16 protein-coding genes are annotated in these 19,245 nt (G+C 34.5%); 12 read left to right on the top strand and 4 right to left on the bottom strand.

Annotation, left to right across the window (positions count from 1 at the left end):
• The first annotated feature begins 594 nt into the window (after positions 1 to 594).
• From J2T59_RS08680 to J2T59_RS08660, 5 genes are all read left to right on the top strand, one after another.
• The gene (locus tag J2T59_RS08680; protein ID WP_259135545.1) at positions 595 to 1,653 is read left to right on the top strand and encodes an L-threonylcarbamoyladenylate synthase; all 1,059 of its coding nucleotides are present in this window, start codon (positions 595 to 597) and stop codon (positions 1,651 to 1,653) included.
• A gap of 17 nt (positions 1,654 to 1,670) precedes the next feature.
• Positions 1,671 to 1,904 carry a hypothetical protein gene (locus J2T59_RS08675; protein ID WP_259135544.1) on the top strand — a complete coding sequence of 78 codons (234 nt, stop codon included), beginning with the start codon at positions 1,671 to 1,673 and terminating at the stop codon, positions 1,902 to 1,904.
• Between the two features lie 303 nt (positions 1,905 to 2,207).
• Entirely contained in the window at positions 2,208 to 3,521 is a 1,314-nt protein-coding gene (gene kamA, locus J2T59_RS08670) for a lysine 2,3-aminomutase (RefSeq protein ID WP_259135543.1), read from the top strand.
• Positions 3,514 to 4,347 (top strand): putative beta-lysine N-acetyltransferase, encoded by an 834-nt coding sequence (ablB, locus tag J2T59_RS08665; RefSeq protein WP_259135542.1) that lies wholly within the window; start codon positions 3,514 to 3,516, stop codon positions 4,345 to 4,347. The genes kamA and ablB overlap by 8 nt, the downstream gene beginning before the upstream one ends.
• 38 nt (positions 4,348 to 4,385) lie before the next feature.
• Complete coding sequence (locus J2T59_RS08660) at positions 4,386 to 7,829, top strand: DNA polymerase II large subunit (protein ID WP_259135541.1); 3,444 nt, start codon at positions 4,386 to 4,388, stop codon at positions 7,827 to 7,829.
• A gap of 31 nt (positions 7,830 to 7,860) precedes the next feature.
• On the opposite strand, the gene mmp10 is transcribed toward J2T59_RS08660, so the two are convergent.
• Complete coding sequence (mmp10, locus tag J2T59_RS08655) at positions 7,861 to 9,084, bottom strand: methyl coenzyme M reductase-arginine methyltransferase Mmp10 (protein WP_259135540.1); 1,224 nt, start codon at positions 9,082 to 9,084, stop codon at positions 7,861 to 7,863.
• 398 nt (positions 9,085 to 9,482) lie between these two features.
• Between mmp10 and mcrB the strand changes: the two genes are divergently transcribed.
• From mcrB to mcrA, 5 genes are read left to right on the top strand one after another with little or no spacing between them, the layout of a single operon-like run.
• Positions 9,483 to 10,787 carry a coenzyme-B sulfoethylthiotransferase subunit beta gene (mcrB, locus tag J2T59_RS08650; RefSeq protein WP_259135539.1) on the top strand — a complete coding sequence of 435 codons (1,305 nt, stop codon included), beginning with the start codon at positions 9,483 to 9,485 and terminating at the stop codon, positions 10,785 to 10,787.
• A 21-nt stretch (positions 10,788 to 10,808) separates the two neighbouring features.
• The gene (mcrD, locus tag J2T59_RS08645; protein ID WP_259135538.1) at positions 10,809 to 11,312 is read left to right on the top strand and encodes a methyl-coenzyme M reductase operon protein D; all 504 of its coding nucleotides are present in this window, start codon (positions 10,809 to 10,811) and stop codon (positions 11,310 to 11,312) included.
• 6 nt (positions 11,313 to 11,318) lie between these two features.
• On the top strand, positions 11,319 to 11,924 hold the full coding sequence (mcrC, locus tag J2T59_RS08640) for a methyl-coenzyme M reductase I operon protein C (protein ID WP_259135537.1): 606 nt from the start codon (positions 11,319 to 11,321) through the stop codon (positions 11,922 to 11,924).
• 12 nt (positions 11,925 to 11,936) lie between these two features.
• A complete protein-coding gene (mcrG, locus tag J2T59_RS08635; protein ID WP_259135536.1) occupies positions 11,937 to 12,695 on the top strand; it encodes a coenzyme-B sulfoethylthiotransferase subunit gamma in 759 nt (252 codons plus the stop codon).
• 11 nt (positions 12,696 to 12,706) lie between these two features.
• Positions 12,707 to 14,425 carry a coenzyme-B sulfoethylthiotransferase subunit alpha gene (gene mcrA / locus J2T59_RS08630; RefSeq protein ID WP_259135535.1) on the top strand — a complete coding sequence of 573 codons (1,719 nt, stop codon included), beginning with the start codon at positions 12,707 to 12,709 and terminating at the stop codon, positions 14,423 to 14,425.
• Between the two features lie 79 nt (positions 14,426 to 14,504).
• On the opposite strand, the gene aroA is transcribed toward mcrA, so the two are convergent.
• From aroA to htpX, 3 genes are all read right to left on the bottom strand, one after another.
• A complete protein-coding gene (gene aroA, locus J2T59_RS08625; RefSeq protein WP_259135534.1) occupies positions 14,505 to 15,779 on the bottom strand; it encodes a 3-phosphoshikimate 1-carboxyvinyltransferase in 1,275 nt (424 codons plus the stop codon).
• Between the two features lie 3 nt (positions 15,780 to 15,782).
• Positions 15,783 to 16,430: a thymidylate synthase gene (locus tag J2T59_RS08620; RefSeq protein ID WP_259135533.1), complete on the bottom strand. Its 648-nt coding sequence runs from the start codon at positions 16,428 to 16,430 to the stop codon at positions 15,783 to 15,785.
• Positions 16,431 to 16,598: 168 nt separating this feature from the next.
• Positions 16,599 to 17,444: a zinc metalloprotease HtpX gene (gene htpX / locus J2T59_RS08615; RefSeq protein WP_259135532.1), complete on the bottom strand. Its 846-nt coding sequence runs from the start codon at positions 17,442 to 17,444 to the stop codon at positions 16,599 to 16,601.
• Positions 17,445 to 17,716: 272 nt separating this feature from the next.
• Between htpX and J2T59_RS08610 the strand changes: the two genes are divergently transcribed.
• Positions 17,717 to 18,223: an amino acid-binding protein gene (locus J2T59_RS08610; protein ID WP_259135531.1), complete on the top strand. Its 507-nt coding sequence runs from the start codon at positions 17,717 to 17,719 to the stop codon at positions 18,221 to 18,223.
• 13 nt (positions 18,224 to 18,236) lie between these two features.
• Entirely contained in the window at positions 18,237 to 19,238 is a 1,002-nt protein-coding gene (locus J2T59_RS08605; protein WP_259135530.1) for a homoserine dehydrogenase, read from the top strand.
• Positions 19,239 to 19,245 lie beyond the last annotated feature (7 nt).

Here is a 19,245-nt window from a genome sequence, read left to right as displayed (position 1 = left end):
AACGAAGAATGGTTAACAGGAAATAGATATTTAAACATGGATCTCTAACTAAAGTGTGGTACAGGAGAATTTACAGCAAAATAGTGACACAACCATAATAACCACAATGTCTACTTATTAGAACAATGTTAGAGTTTGTTTCATATGCTGCTAAAATAGATTATTATAAGAAGCAAGGTAATTAACAAATCCTGTTTATGCTTTCTCTTAAAATAATTAGTTTTTTTAAAAAAATTATCTCTATTGATTTTGTTTGCTTTTTGCATTAAGAAATATAGGAATATCCATTTATCATATAAAATTGATTTAAAGGAAATATAGTTTCTATAAAGCAATATTTATCTAAGGTGTTAATGTGAGCGGGTTGGGGAGTGGGGGTAAATTTGGGAGTGGGGTTTCAAAAAAAAGGCCCGCTCACAAAAATTCTAATGTACCTATTTTATATAAGTTTTTCTTATTCGGCATTTGATTTAAAAAGTAAAGCTTGCAGTTTAGCTATTTAGACTAGCATTAAATGTATCTAAATCTAACGAACCATTTAGTATTTATATTTTACATAACATGTTACGCTATCTGCTAGTGAAGGAAAGCATAATGTATAAAACTTCAACTCAACTCTTAAAACTTAACAATAAAAATTTTAATAGGTATATTGAATATGCATCTAGTGTAGTCTATAATGGAGGGACTGTTGCATTTCCTACAGAGACTGTTTATGGGTTAGGAGCAAATGCTTTAGAGCATTCAGCTGTAAGCAAGATATTTGAAGCAAAAGGCAGGCCTGCAGACAATCCTTTAATAGTCCATATTAGCTCTAAAGAGGATATTTCCAAAATCGCTTTAGAGATACCTGATCAGGCTCATAAACTAATTGATTTATTTTGGCCGGGTCCTCTAACATTAATTATGAAAAGAAAAAGAATTGTTCCAGATATAACTACGGGGGGACTAGATACAGTTGCTATTAGAATGCCAGCAAATAAGATAGCTATTAGTTTACTTAAGAATTCGGGTTGTCCAATCGCAGCTCCAAGTGCTAATTTATCTGGAAAACCAAGCCCAACAACAGCTCAACATGTACTCAAAGATTTAAATGGTAAAATAGATATAATAATTGATGGTGGTGATGTAACAATTGGTTTAGAGTCAACTGTTTTGGACCTAACTTCTTCATATCCAACCATTTTACGCCCAGGAGATATTAGCTATAATGACCTATGTGCTCATTTAGATAGAGTAGAAGTTGGTTACAACAATAATGCTGAAGAAAGTAAAATAGTCAAGTCACCTGGTTTGAAGTATAAACATTATTCTCCTAAGTCTCATGTCATACTTGCACTTCTAACTAGCACAATTGAAAAACATGCTGAGAAGATTGTGCAACTTCAAAAAGAGAATAAAGAAAAAAAGAAAAAGGTGGGCCTACTCCTTATGGAAGAAACTAGCCAACACATAAAATCTTACTATCATCTTAATAATTCATTCTCTTTAGGTAAAAATGCAATAGATGCTGGAAAAGCATTGTTTAGAGGTTTAAGATACTTTGATGATAATAATTTTGATATAATAATAGTTGATGGAAATATAAATAATGAAGGTATTGGAGTGGCTGTACTCAATAGATTGAGAAAAGCTGCAGATGAAATATTATAATTATAGGATGGATTTATATGAAAGGTGAAAAAAAAAATAGCATTGTTGGAAGACAAAAATATCAAAGTACGCTGAAACGGAACAGACAAATCAGTAAAATAAATCTTGTAATAATCGGATCTGCTCTTGTGATATATTATGCTGGTTATGAAGAATTTGCATCTCCATTACTTTGGTTAGGTATTATTTTGATTATTTACACTCTCGGGTCAAACTTAATGATAAGACATAAAATAAACCAACTAAAATAAAATGTTCTTATAGGTAGCTAATACAAATGAGTAAACAATTAATTTATAGGTCGATTAACGTCCTTCACTTATGTTCCGTTAAAATGAATAATTAATTACTTATAGAATAAAACAAAAGTTTACCACACATTAAAACTATCTAATTATCTAAAATTATGGAAAATACTTTTACAATAAACATTTTGTCTAATATATAGATGAAGTATAATTACGTTATGAATTATTTCATAACATAATGATATATTTGTCTAGGCAATTTAGTATTTAATTATTTTTTAAGAAATTCATATGAGTGACCATACTATGGCTCAATACACTGATCAACAAAAAAGCATAGCAGAAAAAATTGATAATGAAACCGTTATTTCTAATTGGAAAAGCTGGAAATGGCAATTAAAACATTCAATTCAAGATATAAATACATTTGAAAATCTACTTGGTATAAAATTTAGTAAAGATGAACGGTCGAAACTGCAAAAAACACTTGAGACTTTTCCTTTATCTATAACTCCTTATTATTTGTCCTTAATTGAAGCAGAGGACTACTATAATGACCCTATATTTTTACAATCTTTTCCATCGCCTAGCGAGCTTATATTGAATAAATGTGAAATGAACGACCCATTATCTGAAGATGAAGATAGTCCTGTGTCAGGCATTACCCACCGATATCCAGATCGTGTTCTTTTCCATGTAAGTAATACATGTTCTATGTACTGCCGACATTGTACTAGAAAAAGAAAGGTTGGTGATGTAGATTCTATACCACAAAAAGATGAAGTCGTTGAAGGGCTACAATACATTAAAGAGCATAATGAAGTAAGAGATGTCTTATTGTCAGGTGGAGATCCTTTTATGCTGCCTGATGATTATCTTGACTGGATATTAACACAATTAGACGAAATTCCTCATGTAGAAGTGGTTAGAATAGGAACTAGAATGCCAGTAGTACTTCCGTACCGAATTACTGATAATCTAGTGAACATGTTAAAGAAGCACCATCCTTTATGGATTAACACCCATTTTAATCATCCAAGAGAAGTTACAGCTTCTTCAAAGAATGCTCTAAAAAAACTAGCTGATGCAGGTATACCGCTGGGTAATCAGACTGTTTTGCTTGCAGGTATAAATGATTGTCATAGAATTATAAAAAGCTTAATTCACAAACTTGTTCATAACCGTGTTAGACCCTATTATTTGTACCAATGTGATATGTCTGAGGGGTTAGCTCATTTTAGAACACCTGTTGGTAAAGGAATAGAAATAATGGAAAATTTAATAGGTCATACTAGTGGTTTTTCAATTCCTACATATGTGATTGATGCTCCAGGTGGTGGGGGTAAAATACCAGTTATGCCAAACTACTTAGTATCTTGGTCTACTAACAAAGTTATTCTACGAAACTATGAAGGTGTAATAACTTCTTATAAAGAACCTGATACTTATGAAGCTATTTTTTGCGATCGCAACTGTGATGATTGCAAACTACAATTAAAACTTGATGATGCTCAAGAATACAAAGCAATTGGCATCTCTAAGCTTTTGTCAGACCACGATGATGAGGTAAGTCTTATTCCTGAAGATACAGCTAGGATGGAGAGAAGGAACAGTGAGTGATAAAGTTGAAATGATAAATAACTCTATCATCCAGCATGGAAAGTTTAATGATCGTATTTATCTAATGAAAACAAACACTAAAGATTTACCTGAAATTATCTATTATCTTGACGAACTTGCAGGGGAAAAAAAGTATTCAAAGATATTTGTTAAAGTCCCGCGTGAATATAATACTAAGTTTTTCCAATATGGTTATAAAGAAGAAGCTTATATCCCAAAGTTTTATTCTGGGTATAAAGATGTTTCCTTTTTAGGGAAGTTTTTTTCTGAAAATCGGAAGATAGATATGTCAGAAAATATTGATCAAGAAGTAATCAAAACAGCACTAACAAAATCAAATGAAAGTAATATTGGTTTATTAGGTTCTGAATATGATTACCGTATATGCAATGAGAAAGATATTGAAGCAATTGCAAGGGTCTATAGCATAGTTTTTGAAACTTATCCATTTCCTATACAAGATCCAAAATATATTAAAGACACTATGGAAGATAATGTTGTTTATTTTGGTGTTTTTAAGAATAATGATTTGGTTTCTGTTTCTTCAACGGAGATTGACTTTGCTTCACAAAATGCAGAAATGACTGATTTTGCAACTATTCCTAATTTTAGAAGCAAAGGATTATCAGGGTTCCTTTTAACAAAAATGGAATCTGAAATGAAAGATAGAAACATACTTACCTTATATACTATATGTAGGTCATGTTCTTACGGGATCAATATAATTTTTTCAAAAGCTGGATACAAATTTACAGGAAAGCTTGTAAATAATACTAACATTGCTGGTAACCTCGAGAACATGAATATCTGGTATAAGCATATTTGAGTAGCTTTTTGAAACTGTTACTTAGAGGTATTTTCACCATGCAAAAAGATTCATTTGGTAAGTTAACTGAAAAATACTTTAGTGATTTGGAAGTAAAACTACATAAAGAAATCAAGATAGCCAATAATGCAAGGGCTAATGGTAGAGATCCTAAGCCAACAGTAGAAATACCACTAGCAAAAGACTTAGCTGAACGTGTAGAAAATCTTATAGGTGTACCTGGGGTTGCTGGAAGAATAAGACAACTTGAAGAACAAATGTCTAGAGAAGAAGCTGCACTTGCTATTGGAAAAGAAATTGCTGAAAATAAAATCATTTGCTTTGATTCAAGAGTTGAAGCAGTTGAAAATGCAATTCGAGTGTCTGTAGCGATGTTAACAGAAGGAGTGGTTGCTGCACCAATTGAAGGTATAGATCGCGTAGACATAAAACAAAATGATGATGGTTCTGAATACATATGTATTTATTATGCAGGTCCCATTAGAAGTGCAGGAGGAACAGCTCAAGCTCTATCCATACTTGTCGGTGATTATGTAAGACGTGGAATTAAAGTTGATAGATTTAAACCACGTAATGAAGAAATTGAACGCTACATTGAAGAAATTAACCTCTACAAGAATGTAGCAAGTCTTCAATATATGCCATCAGAAGAAGAAATGAGACTGATTGTTAGTAATTGTCCAGTATGTATTGATGGAGAACCCACCGAACAAGCGGAAGTTGAAGGCTATAGGAATCTTGAACGTATACCAACAAATAGAGCAAGGGGAGGTATGGCTCTTGTTCTTGCAGAAGGTTTAGCCTTAAAAGCCCCTAAAATACAAAAACATGTTAAAAAGCTCAATATAGGTGGTTGGGAATGGCTAGATTCATTAATTTCTGGTGGTAATACGAATGGCGATAAGATTTCTGATGATAATAGTTCTAAAATTAAACCAAGTGATAAGTATTTACGCGATCTAATTGCAGGTAGACCAGTACTTTCATATCCATCAAGACCAGGCGGTTTTAGATTAAGGTATGGAAGGTCTCGAAACACATCTTTTGCTTCCCTTGGAATAAATCCTGCTAGCATGATACTAATGGATGAATTTATAGTTACAGGTACTCAGATAAAAACTGAGCGTCCTGGAAAAGCAGCTGGTGTAGCACCTGTAGATTCTATTGAAGGTTCTACTGTCAGATTAAGAAGCGGATGTGTTATTCGTATAGATAATGAAATTGAGGCAAGAGCTATTAAAGCACAAGTTGACTGTGTGTTAGATCTAGGTGAAGTTCTGATTAATTATGGAGATTTCCTTGAAAATAATCATCCACTGATTCCTTCTTCCTTCTGTTTTGAATGGTGGATACAAGAATGCAAAGTTTCATCTTCATCCTTTGAATGTGATGAAGAAAAATTCAAAAATCCTTCACAAGATATGGCTCTTGAACTTTCATTTAAATATAATGTTCCTCTTCATCCAAAGTTCACTTATTTATGGCATGATGTAACTACAAATGAAATAGAACTGTTGAGTAAATTTTTCCATGATCATTCTAAATTAGAAAATAATACCAAATTATTAACTTTTAGCCTAGAGAAGCCTGATGCATATACTATAAAATCAATTCTAGAAAAGCTTCTAGTTTTACATAGAGTTGATCAATCCAAGCTTTTTATTGATGAGCCTTTACCTCTATTATACTCTCTTGGGTTGAACAATAAGCTAGAATATAAAAAACAAGTCCTTGAAATAGATTATAATAAATTTGATACTTTATCAATTATTAATGAGTTAAGTGACTTGAAAATATTTCCTAGATCCCCATACCGAATAGGTGCAAGGATGGGTAGACCCGAAAAGTCAAATCGCAGAAAAATGTCACCTGCTCCACACGTATTATTTCCAATCGGTGATTTTGGAGGGAATAAAAGAGATATAAATGCCGCATCCTGCTTTAAAGAGTCTATGAACAGTAAAGTAGGTGAAATATCAATTCAAGTAGGTAATCGTATATGCCCCTCTTGCAATAAGGAAACACATGAATGTAGATGCAGCTGTGGTAAATATACAGCTCCTAAACTGTTCTGTCAGCGTTGTGAGATAACTGTTAATACTGATAAATGTCCACGTTGTGGTAGCTATTCAACATCTATAGATACAAGGAATGTTGATTTCAAATCAATTTATCAAAATGCTTTTAAAAATTTAGGTGAACGTAACTGTCTAGATTCTTTTAAAGGTGTAAAAAAATTAATGTCAAAGCATATGACTCCAGAATCTTTAGAAAAAGGTATTTTACGTGCTAAACACGACTTATTTACATTTAAAGATGGAACAATACGTTATGACATGTCTGATATGCCACTAACACATATACGTCCATCAGAAATTGCAGTATCTGTTGACAAAATTAAGGAACTTGGTTATACTGAAGATATATATGGTAACCCACTAGAAAAAAGCTCTCAGATATTACAGCTGAAAGTACAAGATATAGTAATATCTTATGATGCTGCCCTTTATTTATTAAGGGCAACAAATTATATTGATGAACTATTAATCAAACATTATAAAAAGGAACCATATTATAATGCTAAAACAATTGATGATATTATTGGTTCTTTAATTATTGGGTTGGCCCCACATACTTCTGCTGGTGTATTGGGAAGATTGGTTGGATTTACTAAAGCAGCTGTAGGCTTTGCTCATCCATACTTCCATGCAGCAAAAAGAAGAAATTGTGATGGTGATGAGGATTGTGTGATGCTTCTCATGGATGGTCTTTTAAATTTTTCTTACGAATTTCTACCAAACAAAAGAGGTGGAAAGATGGATGCACCTCTCGTTCTTACTACTAGGCTAGATCCAAATGAAGTTGATAAAGAAGCACATAATATTGATGTATGTTCGAGATATCCCTTAGAGTTTTATCGAGCAGCTCAGAAATTTACGAACCCAAAAGATATAGAAGATAAAATGGACATAATAAGTAATAGATTAGGTACTTGTGATCAATATGAAAAATTTATGTTTACACACGATACTTCTGACATTGCATGCGGTCCAGTAAAAAGTGCTTATAAGACATTGGGGACAATGATTGAAAAAATAGACGCCCAATTGAATTTAGCAGATATTTTACGTTCAGTGGATGCATCAGATGTTGCTGAAAGAGTTTTAATTTCTCATTTTCTACCTGACATGTATGGTAATCTTCGTGCATTTTCTCGACAAGGTACAAGGTGTCTAAAGTGTGGTGCAAAATTTAGAAGACCACCTCTTACCGGAAAATGTAATAAATGCAATAATGGAAAAGTAATACTTACGGTGCACGAAGGGGCAGTAAAAAAATACTTAGATATTTCAATGAAAGTTTCTGAAAAATACAATGTTTCTAGTTATACTAAACAAAGAATTGACTTAATAGCGCTTGATATAAAATCACTTTTCGAAAACGATCAATCAAAACAAATGGGATTGTCGGATTTTATGTGACTATATATAAATATTAACTTTAATTGATAAATCATGTGCCTATGGCATTAATTTGTTCAATCAGTTCAGTAAACTTCTGAATTTCAAAATCTATAACCTCATCATACTTCATACTAATAGACATTTCACCATCGTATGTTAAGGATTCAGGTCCCCTTCTTACGAGCCTATCAATCCCATCTTTTAAAAAAATATTTTTCATTTCAGAATCATGGGCAAATACTCTTCCTGGTAAGATTACAGTTTCTTTAACCATCTTCAGATCAATGTGTTTGAAATCATCTATTGTAATTAAACAACTAATATCTTTATTCAAAGGAACAATGTTCACATCACTATTTAACTCATTAAAAATTTGAGCGATTCTAGGAGCTGCAATTAACCCTGTTATCAGAGTTGCAGCTTTACTCACTTTTGGTAGCTTAGATAAAGCATTTTTATTGTTCCGTATTGCAAAAGGAGAACCTATTAAGGGATCTTCTAATGGTGTTGCGGAAATTCTTAAATCAAATTTATCGTTACATGCATGCACTGTTTTTACAAATTCTTCAATAGTTTGTGGTTTAATATTAGATAAAATTGGTGCATTCTCTAAAATCAAACCCTGACTCGATTCATTAGCAAATCTCATTAAAATTGCTCCTTTAGCCCCAAAGTCCTCCAAATCCTTCAATGTTTTATCCAAAACTTTTCCATCATTAACTCCAGGAACTATAACAATTGCTGCATATACATCACATTGCTCACAGAAAACCTTTAGTGTATCAATTGAAGCTTGTGCATTTTTATCGTTCATATATTCTCTTCTTAATTTTAAATCTGTAGCAAAAACAGTATATGAGACCTCTTTTACCCCATATTCTATTAAAGTATGGGCCTCTGATTTATCTTTAAACCCTTTTCCACTAGTATAACCAAGATGAATAGGTGTATTAAATTGTGCTATTTGTTTCACTAGATCAAAAAGTCCTGGATAACAACTAATATCTCCTCCACCGCTTATTGTAATTTTATTTATTTTTTCATTCCCTAAATGAAACGATTGAGTTATTTGTTGAACTACATACTGTGGATGATTAAATCCTGGATAGGATTCCTTAACACTTCTTGTGCAGTAATCACATCCTTTTTGAAATGGAAAACAATGTTTGCAGCCAAATGGAAGCACCTCTTTTACACTTTTAAAATAACAGTACTTACAAAACCCTTGACAATCTATTCCAGGACTTCCACCAATATCTGCAACTATATCCATGTTAAGTTGAGTAGTAAATACCAATATATAAGTTTTTAGAGAAAATTTTCTCTCCAGCTATTCATTGGTTTAGTGTTGTTTACCAATTTCGATATATAATCATTTTATAAAAAGTTAATTCATCTACATAAAACAAATTTTATATGTTAGTATAAAGAGTCTATAAATATGCATTATTTATCATTACAAAATAAAGTGCAGAAGATATGAATGAAAACCTTTAAAAGTTAATACATCTATGATTATCATAAGCTTATTAGGAGGAGTTTCAAAGAATCATATCAATCTCACAATTAGGTACACTACAATATGTACTGTAAAGTGGCATAATGAAATCTTTGAATACAACCATGTGCCTAATAAGTGATTTTTAAAGTAAAAATAGGAGGAAAGTAAACGTGTCTGAAAAAATAGACATTTATGACGACAGAGGTAAACTGTTGGAAAGCGGCGTCGATCTTATAGACATTGCTCCAACAAGAAATGATGCAATTCAAAAGATTGTCACAGAAACAAAGAGATCTGTTGCAATAAACCTTGCTGGTATCGAAAAAGCCCTTGCTACAGGTAAAATGGGCGGAAAAGGCAGACAAATTCTTGGAAACGAGCTAGACTATGACATAGTAGGTAATGCTGGTGCAATTCAGGATGAAGTACAAGAGCTTGTCCAAGTAAGTAATGGTGATGACACAAACGTAGAAACTCTTGGTGGTGGAAAACAACTTCTAGTACAAGTACCAACATCAAGGACAAACGTAGGTGCAGATTATGTTTCCGCTGTTACAGTCGGAGCAGCTGCAGTTGTTCAATCAATCATGAACCAATTCAATACTGATATCTTTGATGCACCATACGTTAAAGCTGCAGTATGGGGAAGTTATCCACAAACGATGGACCTTGCAGGTGGAAACGTAGCCTCAATTTTAAGTATCCCTCAGAAAAATGAAGGTCTAGGTTTCTCATTAAGAAACATTATGACAAATCACATTGCTGCAATTACTAACCGTAAAGCAATGAATGCTGCTGCTCTTTCATCAATTTATGAACAAGCAGGAATTTATGAAATGGGTAATGCAGTTGGAATGTTTGAGAGATTCCAATTACTCGGATTTGCATATCAGGGTCTTAATGCTAACAACATAGTCTACGATATTGTAAAAGATAATGCGAAAGATGGCACAGTAGGTACAGTAGTCCAATCAACTGTAGAAAAAGCACTTGAAGCTGGAGTTATTTCAGTCGATAAAACAGCTCCATCTGGATATAATTTCTACAAAGCTGATGACGTAGCTATGTGGAATGCATGTGCAGCTGCTGGTAGTTTAGCAGCAACCATGGTTAACGTTGGTGCAGGAAGAGCAGCACAAAATGTTTCATCCACATTATTATACTATAATGATATCTTAGAGAAAGAAACTGGACTTCCAGGATGTGACTTTGGTAAAGTCCAAGGTACAGCTGTAGGTTTCTCATTCTTCAGCCACTCTATCTATGGTGGTGGTGGACCAGGTATTTTCAATGGAAACCACATTGTTACAAGACACTCCAGAGGATTTGCAATTCCATGTGTATCAGCTGCGGTATCATTAGATGCAGGTACACAGATGTTCACAATTGAAAAGACCTCAGGTTTAATTGGTGACGTGTTTGGATCAATCAAAGAATTCAGAGAACCTATAAGTTCAATATCAGAAGCTCTTTAATAATTCCAAAGGTTTTATACTATGGTTTCTGCTTCGAATACAAAAAATCCTATACAAATCGAGATATTTCCTAAAAGATTACTTGGACCAGAGCGTGCACAAAAATTGCTCTTAGAACTTAATCAAATAGAAGGTATTTTAAGGGCAGTAATTCAGGGACCTCGTTTACCTCTCAAAGTTCCCTATGGACCAGCTACTGGAGAAAATGTTCTGCATCCAGATAGAAAAATAGTTCAAATAAATGATACAACATTTGAATTAGCAATTCTGGTTGGAAGAATCAGAATGGAAATTCGCGACTTTGAAGTAAAAGAGCGTGTACGAGAGGTATGTGAAAATCTTTTACCCTTTGGGTTTGAGTTCAGAGAAGGTACTTTTATTGCAAAGAGGTCCACGGTTTCAGATTACGCAAAACGTGGTCCAGATGCTGACCCTAACTTACGCGGTCTCTTTGATCCAAAAGCAAGTCTTGATGAACAGATATGCTTCTTAAATAGATCAGATAACGATATTGAGAACAAGTGAATTAATATGATGTTTGATAGAGGGACACAAGTAGTTGATTGCAGGCATGGAATGGGCCTAGGTAGAGGAGGAGGTCTTGCACAAAGAGGAACTCTTTCAGAAGCCGGCAGTTCCGATGTTATAGTACTAGCTATGAGTCCGGGTAGACGTCATATCACAAAACCAGTATGTGAACTGACCTATGGAATGAGAAAACAAGATATCCAGGTTAGTGTACTTGTGTTACAAGCTGGATCTGGAATACCTGACGTAGAAATGAGATCAGGTTCATTTGGAATATCCCAAGAAGAAATAAAACAAATATCAAGACATAAACTTGCTATAATCCATCTAGGCAATATCCCTGACCATATTATGAAAAAGGCAAGGGAAATTTTGTCTTATGTAGAGATTCCCGCAATAGTAGTATGTCAGCCACCTGTAGATTTTGAAGATTTTGCGAAAGCAGGAATTTTAACTAGAGTAGTAAAACCAAAGGATAAAAATATCCAAACAAAAGGAATCGTTATGGAAATCGTGACGGGAGTTGTTAGAGGAGAAACCTCTACAAGAGATGTTTTAAATAAACTCGTCAAAGATGTAAGACTTACAATGAAAGAAATTGAAAATTAAGGAGTGCTAAATATGGCATATGAACCACAATTTTATCCAGGAAACACAATAATTGCTGAAAATAGAAGAAAGCATATGTCAGGAAATCTTGAAAAGCTTAGAGAAATTTCAGATGAAGACCTGACATTAGTTCTAGGACATCGTGCACCAGGTAGTGATTACCCAAGCACACACCCACCATTAGCTGAAATGGGTGAACCAGAGTGTTCAATAAGAGAACTCGTCGAACCAACAGAAGGAGCTAAAGCTGGGGACCGTGTTAGATACGTCCAGTTTGCAGACTCTATGTACAATGCTCCAGCAACACCATATTTTAGAGCATACTATGCTGCAATAAAATTTAGGGGTGTTGATCCAGGTACGCTCTCAGGAAGACAAGTTGTAGAAGCTCGTGAGAGAGATATGGAAAAACTAGCAAAAGAATCATTAGAAACTGAAATCAGCTGTCCTGCACTCTCAGGTTTAAGAGGTGCTACAGTCCACGGTCACTCATTACGTCTTCAAGAAGATGGTGTGATGTTTGACATGCTTGACAGAAGGAGACTCGAAAACGGTACAATCATCATGGACAAAGATCAAGTAGGCAGACCACTTGACAAAAAAGTAGATCTTGGAAAACCAATGTCTGAAGAAGAAGCCGCTAAGAGAACAACCATTTACCGTGTAGACAATGTAGCTTTCAGAGATGATGATGAGGCTGTTGAATGGGTGCACAGAGTATGGGAAACAAGAACTGAATATGGTTTCCAACCAAAAGTATACAATGACTGAGGTGATACAAAATGACAACTGATAGAGAAAGAAAATTCAAAAAGCAGCTTGAAATCAAATTTACTAAAGAATTCGGTGACAACAAGCAAGACGGCGGTTCAATCACCGACAAAGCAAACAAATATCACAGACTTGGTGTTGACCAAGATCCAAGAAAACGTGAAATGAAAGAAGCAGGACAAAAGATTGCTAAAGAGAGAGGACTTGTTGGTTATAATCCAATGATGCATTGTGGTGGTATTCCTTTAGGTCAAAGGGCAATCACTCCATCATTTGTATCAGGCACCGATATAATGGTTGAACCTGATGATCTTCACTATGTCAACAATGCAGCAATGCAGCAAATGTGGGATGACATCAGAAGAACCTGTGTCGTTGGTCTAGATATGGCTCACGAGACACTAGAGAAAAGGTTGGGTATTGAAGTAACACCTGAGACCATCAACCACTATCTAGAAGTATTGAATCATGCATTACCAGGCGGAGCAGTAGTTCAGGAATATATGGTAGAAACCCATCCAGCACTTGTAGACGATTGTTACGTCAAAGTGTTCACAGGAGACGATGACCTCGCAGATGAAATTGATGATCAATTCCTTATAGACATCAACAAAGAATTCCCTGAAGAACAAGCTGAACAACTAAAGGAATCTATTGGTAAAACCACATGGCAGGCTGCCCATATTCCAACTGTAGTAAGCAGAACAACTGATGGTGGTCAAACTAGCAGATGGATTGCAATGCAAGTTGGTATGTCTTTCATTTCCGCATACAATATGTGTGCTGGTGAAGCAGCTGTGGCTGATTTATCATATGCTGCAAAACACGCAGCAGTGGTTTCAATGGGTGACATGCTACCAGCAAGACGTGCGCGTGCACCAAATGAACCTGGAGGTCTAACCTTTGGTCACTTATCAGACATAGTACAAACAAGCAGAATCACACCTGAAGACCCTGCAAACATTGCATTAGAAGTTGTAGGTGCTGGATGTATGCTTTACGACCAAATCTGGTTAGGATCTTACATGTCTGGTGGTGTAGGTTTCACACAATATGCAACTGCAGCATATACAAACAACATACTTGATGATAACCTATACTATGACATTGATTACATCAACGATAAATACGATGGTGCAGCAAACACCGGTACTGACAACAAAATTAAACCAACAATTGATGTGATTAAAGATATCGGTACAGAATCAACAATCTATGGTCTAGAGAACTATGAAAAATACCCAACTGCACTTGAGGACCACTTTGGTGGCTCACAAAGAGCAACCGTCATGTCAGCTGCAGCTGGTGCAGCAACTGCAATTGCAACAGGACATGGTAATGCAGGTCTTTCAGCATGGTATCTCTCTATGTATTTGCATAAAGAAGCACATGGTCGTCTAGGTTTCTTTGGGTACGATCTACAAGATCAATGTGGTGCAACTAACGTATTTTCATATCAATCTGATGAAGGTGCACCAGTTGAACTACGTGGACCTAACTATCCAAACTATGCAATGAACGTAGGTCACCAAGGTGGATATGCTGCAATCACTTCAGCTGCACATGCTGGACGTGGCGATGCATTCGCATTAAACCCACTGCTAAAGATTTGCTTTGCAGATGATTTATTACCATTTGACTTCACACAGCCAAGAAAAGAATTTGGTCGTGGAGCAATTAGAGAATTCTCACCAGCCGGTGAAAGGTCTCTTATCATACCTGCAAAATAAATCAATTGTTGAATTAAGGAGAGAGTTTAACTGTATAGTTAGCTCTTTCATTACATCTTTTTTTAAAAAAAATAGTATTTTAGTAAATATTCTGAATAAGTGCACCTAAATCTCTCAAATCATCAAAGAAATTTGGATATGATATTGATACAGATTCAGCTTTTGTAATTGTAGTATTACCTGCGACAAGTCCTGCGATTGTGAGTGCCATGACTATACGATGGTCATGCCAGCCATCAAGGCTTGCGCTTTTAAGCTTACCTCCCATGATAATAAGTTCATCTTTTTTCTCGACTACATTTATTCCCATCTTACTTAGTTCAATGTTCATTGCATGTAACCTATCAGTTTCTTTATATCTCACATGTTCTGCATTAGTTATGATAGTTTTACCATCAGCTACAGCGGCTAAGACTGCTATTGTAGGTACAAGGTCAGGAGTACTACTTACATCAATAGTGATTCCCTTTAAGTTACTTGGTCGTACAGCCACATCTCCTTTTGACTTATTCCACTGGACATCAGCACCCATTTTCTTCAAAATATCTAGAATATACATATCGCCTTGACTCGAAGGATATAGGTTCCTAACAGTAACACCATTACCTAAAATAGCTGCAGCTGCAAGGATATAAGAAGCAGAAGAAAAATCACCCGGAACTGTATATTCATTTAAATTATAAATTTGACCCGCCTTTATGCAGAATCTAGAATAATTATCATTTATAATATGTACACCTGATTTTTCAATTAACTGTAATGTAATATCAACATAAGGTTTTGATTTGAGCTTTCCATTTACATTAATAGTAACATCTTCTGTTTGTAAAGGACAAGTTAATAACAAAGATGAAATGAACTGTGAGCTAATAGACCCATTTATCTCAACATGACCACCTTTAAACCCACTTTTTATTACTAAAGGAGCACATCCATTATTTCTTGTAGAAAATGCTTGCACGCCTAAAGTGCTTAGGGCTTTTAATAAAGGGTCATTAGGTCTTGCTCTGATAGATTCGTCACCCGTGAGTACTGTAATCCCATCTGTTAGGCTAGAAATAGATGTCATAAATCTTAGAGTAGTCCCCGAATTTCCTATATTTATTACATCATCAGGAATTTTTGGAGCACCATTTACTCCTTTAATAACTATTTTGTGATCATCAATTTTGATATCAGCACCAAACATTTTACATGCATATATTGTAGATTTAGTATCATTTGATAATAATGGTCTATAAATAGTAGTATTATTTGATAATAAGCCAATTGTTAATGCCCGATGTGTGTAGCTCTTAGAAGAAGGTGCATATACTTCACCCTGGATATTCGATTTTTCAATATGCACTTCCATTATTTATACACCTTCAACAATTTGTTCGATTTTATCCCAATCATGATTATATATATGTGCAGAAACGCTAACTGTAGTTATTTTCCCAGGTTTTAAGCCAACCCTGTCAGCAATGTATTCTAGTAATTTTGAGAGGCCATATAAATTAGCAGGATAGGCGCCTGCAAAATCATGGCTTCTAAATAGAGTAGTTAAATTAACACGACCATTTCTAATCTTTAAATCATCGATTATCATACATGGTACTTCATCAACTTTAGTATCAATTGAGGGTATCCATGTAACTGCTGTAGCTCTACGAGTATTGCTGTTATTTTTTAACTTGTCGATTACATATTGTATTTGATCAATTTCATCGTTCCAGTTTCTAAGACGTTGTCCATAAGTATATTCAAAATCTTGTAAATTGTCTCCAGATATAAGTTGCTTTGCATATTCTTCTAGTCTTTCAGTATTCCACGATATATCCGCTGGTATTTGATTAGTATAAGGGTCTTTTATCACAATCATAAGGTTAAGAAATTCTTTTATTTCAGTTCCCCTTTCATCAGTAATTTTAGTGCCGTGTTTCCATATAATATTCAAACCACGATACCATGCATCACTTATACTATTTGCTTTTATTATCCTTCCTACTAATTGTTCTGTCATAAAAGTATCTCCAAAGTGAAATGAGTAAAATTCACATTTATCTAAAGTTTTATCTTAGCCATCAAGTTAATCATTACTTTGTTGTTTAACTATTAAACTTTATATACTAAATGAATAAAAAAAAGATTTAAAGTATGTGATTACTTTTAAGAAAGATAATTTAAACGATTATTTCATTTCTTTTAATCGTCTAATCCTTTCTTCAGTGTGTGGGTGAGTCCTAAATAAAGCTGTTAGTGCACCTTTTTTGAATGGATTTACGATGAACATATGTGCTGTACCTTCATTTATGTTCTCTCGTTGTGGCTGATGTCCCACACCACGTTCCAGCTTATGTAAAGCATTTGCTAAAGCCCAAGGTTTCTGAGAAATCCGTGCACCTTCGGCATCTGCTGCAAATTCTCTTGACCTTGAAATAGCTAGTTGAATAATTGTTGCAGCAAGCGGTGCTATTACAGCTAAAGCAATAAAGCTAATTATACTTCCTTGATTATCTCTACCTCCAAGTCCACCAAAAATCGCACTCCATCGAAGCCAAGTAGCAATTAAGGTAATAACACCGGCTATTGTAGCAGCAATGGCACTAATTAATGTATCTCTGTTTTTTACATGAGCTAGTTCATGTGCAAGTACTCCTTCAAGTTCTTCTGTGTCTAATAGATTCATTAAGGCTGTTGTTGCAGCAACTGCGGCATTTTCGGGGTTTCTACCAGTTGCAAATGCGTTTGGCATAGAAGTGTGAACTATATAAACTCGTGGCATTGGCATGTTAGCTCTGTCCGCAAGCTTACGTACTGTATTATATAGTTGTGGCTGTTCAGCCTCCGTGACTTCCTGTGCCTTATACATTTTAAGTACAATTTTGTCACTATACCAATAAGTGCCAAAATTCATGATAATAGCAAAGATAAATGCAATAATCATTCCACCTTGTCCACCTACAACCGCACCAACTAAAACCAGCAATCCAGTTAAAGTTGCCAACAATAAAGTAGTCCTGATAGCGTTACTCATATTAATCACTTTTATTTAGAACCATATCAATAAGTTTTGTTCCTATATTATTAATTACTCTATTTAATGGTTACTTATTATACAGCAGTTTATATTTATAATTTTTTATAAAAATAACTATATTAAGCTATTGTAAAATCTTATATTCTGCGTATTCCATAAGTTAGTTTTATGATACATACTTAAATAACATATCTTTAATCAATATAACAATAGAATAACTAAAATCACATATAAATGTCGAACATTTATCAAATCAAAAGAGGGTATATATGCGAGTTTCAATGGACCTTGAACTAAAAGACATTCCAGGACAGCTACTGCTAGCCTTACAGCCAATCTCCGATCTAAAGGGTAACTTAATTTCTGTAGTCCATCATCATGAGAAACATACACCACGTGGCACAATTCCAGTACAGATAGTTTTTGAGATTGATTCAGAAAAACTTGATAATTTGATTAGTAGACTGGAAGATAGTGGTGTAAGTGTAGTAAGAGTTGGAGAAGAAAGGTTTCTTGAACATTGTGCAGTTATAATAATAGGTCACATTGTCCACACTAATATTCAAGATACAATTGATAAAATTGATTCTACTGGATTTGCTGAAGTGGTTGGCTTAACTTTATCCATGCCGCGTGTAAACCAACCATCGTCTGCTTTTTTAAAGATTGATGCAACTGGTAAGAAAGAGTTAAATGAAGCTCTTTCATTACTTAAGAATGTAGCAAATAAAAAAGACCTTTTAGTCATTGAGCCTATTGAAACTCAGTTTATTTAATGAGAGTGATTTCATGAAACAAGTACGTATTTCAATTATTGGATTTGGGTCAGTAGGACAAGGTGTAGCAGAAGTTCTTATGAAAAAACAAGATTATCTAACCAAAATGGGCTTAGACATTAAAGTGATTGCAATTTCTGATTCAAAGGGTTCGTTCATAAATCAAAACGGTATCGACCTTAATTCTGCACTTGAACAGAAAAGGCAAAAAGGAACTGTAGCAAATGTCCAAAAAACAGGCGTTGAAATAATTAACGAAATTGAGCATGATGTTGTTATAGAAACAACTCCCACAAATATTGAAGATGGTGGTGTAGGGTTAGAAAACATGCTTGCATCGTTTGAAAATGGTAGACATGTAATTACTTCAAATAAAGGTCCTCTTGCTCTTAAATATAAATATCTTGTTGATACTGCAAATTTATCCGGATGTAAGTTTAAATTTGAAGCAACTGTGGGTGGAGCAATGCCTATAATCAATTTGATTAAAGGTGTTTTAGCTGGAAATGATATTTTGAGTATACAGGGTATCCTCAATGGTACATGCAACTATATTCTTACTAGAATGCTTGAAGAAGAAGCATCTTATGAACAAATGTTAGCTGAAGCTCAAGAAAGAGGTATTGCAGAAACAGATCCTACATACGATGTTGAAGGAATCGATGCTGCATGTAAACTAGTAATCTTGGCAAATAGTGTTTTTGACATGGATTCAACATATAAAGATGTTGATTCTGTAGGAATAACTAAAATCACTCCAGAGTCAATGTTGTTAGCTTATAATGACGGTTATGTAACCAAACTTATAGGTGAGGTACGTAATGGAAAGCTTAGTGTAGGACCTCGTTTAGTTCCTGTTGGACATCCTTTATCTGTAGGAGATACATTGAATGTTGCTTCAGTTCAAACTGATCTAGCAGGTCCAGTTACTATAACAGGTAGAGGTGCCGGTTCAATAGAAACTGCGAGTGCAATATTAAGTGATCTCATTGCTATATGTAATAATGACAATTAAAAATTGG

The organism is Methanosalsum natronophilum, from assembly GCF_024808815.1.
GTDB lineage: Archaea > Halobacteriota > Methanosarcinia > Methanosarcinales > Methanosarcinaceae > Methanosalsum > Methanosalsum natronophilum.
The sequence above is the reverse complement of the archived record's forward strand: the minus strand, read 5'-3'. Positions and strand labels throughout refer to the sequence as shown.

Excerpts from the sequence above, each read along its gene's own strand:
- J2T59_RS08610 (WP_259135531.1), top strand. The coding sequence starts at position 17,717 with ATGCGAGTTTCAATGGACCTTGAACTAAAAGACATTCCAGGACAGCTA.
- mcrD (WP_259135538.1), top strand. The coding sequence starts at position 10,809 with ATGGTTTCTGCTTCGAATACAAAAAATCCTATACAAATCGAGATATTT.
- J2T59_RS08605 (WP_259135530.1), top strand. The coding sequence starts at position 18,237 with ATGAAACAAGTACGTATTTCAATTATTGGATTTGGGTCAGTAGGACAA.
- aroA (WP_259135534.1), bottom strand. The coding sequence starts at position 15,779 with ATGGAAGTGCATATTGAAAAATCGAATATCCAGGGTGAAGTATATGCA.
- J2T59_RS08620 (WP_259135533.1), bottom strand. The coding sequence starts at position 16,430 with ATGACAGAACAATTAGTAGGAAGGATAATAAAAGCAAATAGTATAAGT.
- mcrA (WP_259135535.1), top strand. The coding sequence starts at position 12,707 with ATGACAACTGATAGAGAAAGAAAATTCAAAAAGCAGCTTGAAATCAAA.
- mcrC (WP_259135537.1), top strand. The coding sequence starts at position 11,319 with ATGATGTTTGATAGAGGGACACAAGTAGTTGATTGCAGGCATGGAATG.
- mcrG (WP_259135536.1), top strand. The coding sequence starts at position 11,937 with ATGGCATATGAACCACAATTTTATCCAGGAAACACAATAATTGCTGAA.
- J2T59_RS08660 (WP_259135541.1), top strand. The coding sequence starts at position 4,386 with ATGCAAAAAGATTCATTTGGTAAGTTAACTGAAAAATACTTTAGTGAT.
- htpX (WP_259135532.1), bottom strand. The coding sequence starts at position 17,444 with ATGAGTAACGCTATCAGGACTACTTTATTGTTGGCAACTTTAACTGGA.
- mmp10 (WP_259135540.1), bottom strand. The coding sequence starts at position 9,084 with ATGGATATAGTTGCAGATATTGGTGGAAGTCCTGGAATAGATTGTCAA.
- kamA (WP_259135543.1), top strand. The coding sequence starts at position 2,208 with ATGGCTCAATACACTGATCAACAAAAAAGCATAGCAGAAAAAATTGAT.
- J2T59_RS08680 (WP_259135545.1), top strand. The coding sequence starts at position 595 with ATGTATAAAACTTCAACTCAACTCTTAAAACTTAACAATAAAAATTTT.
- J2T59_RS08675 (WP_259135544.1), top strand. The coding sequence starts at position 1,671 with ATGAAAGGTGAAAAAAAAAATAGCATTGTTGGAAGACAAAAATATCAA.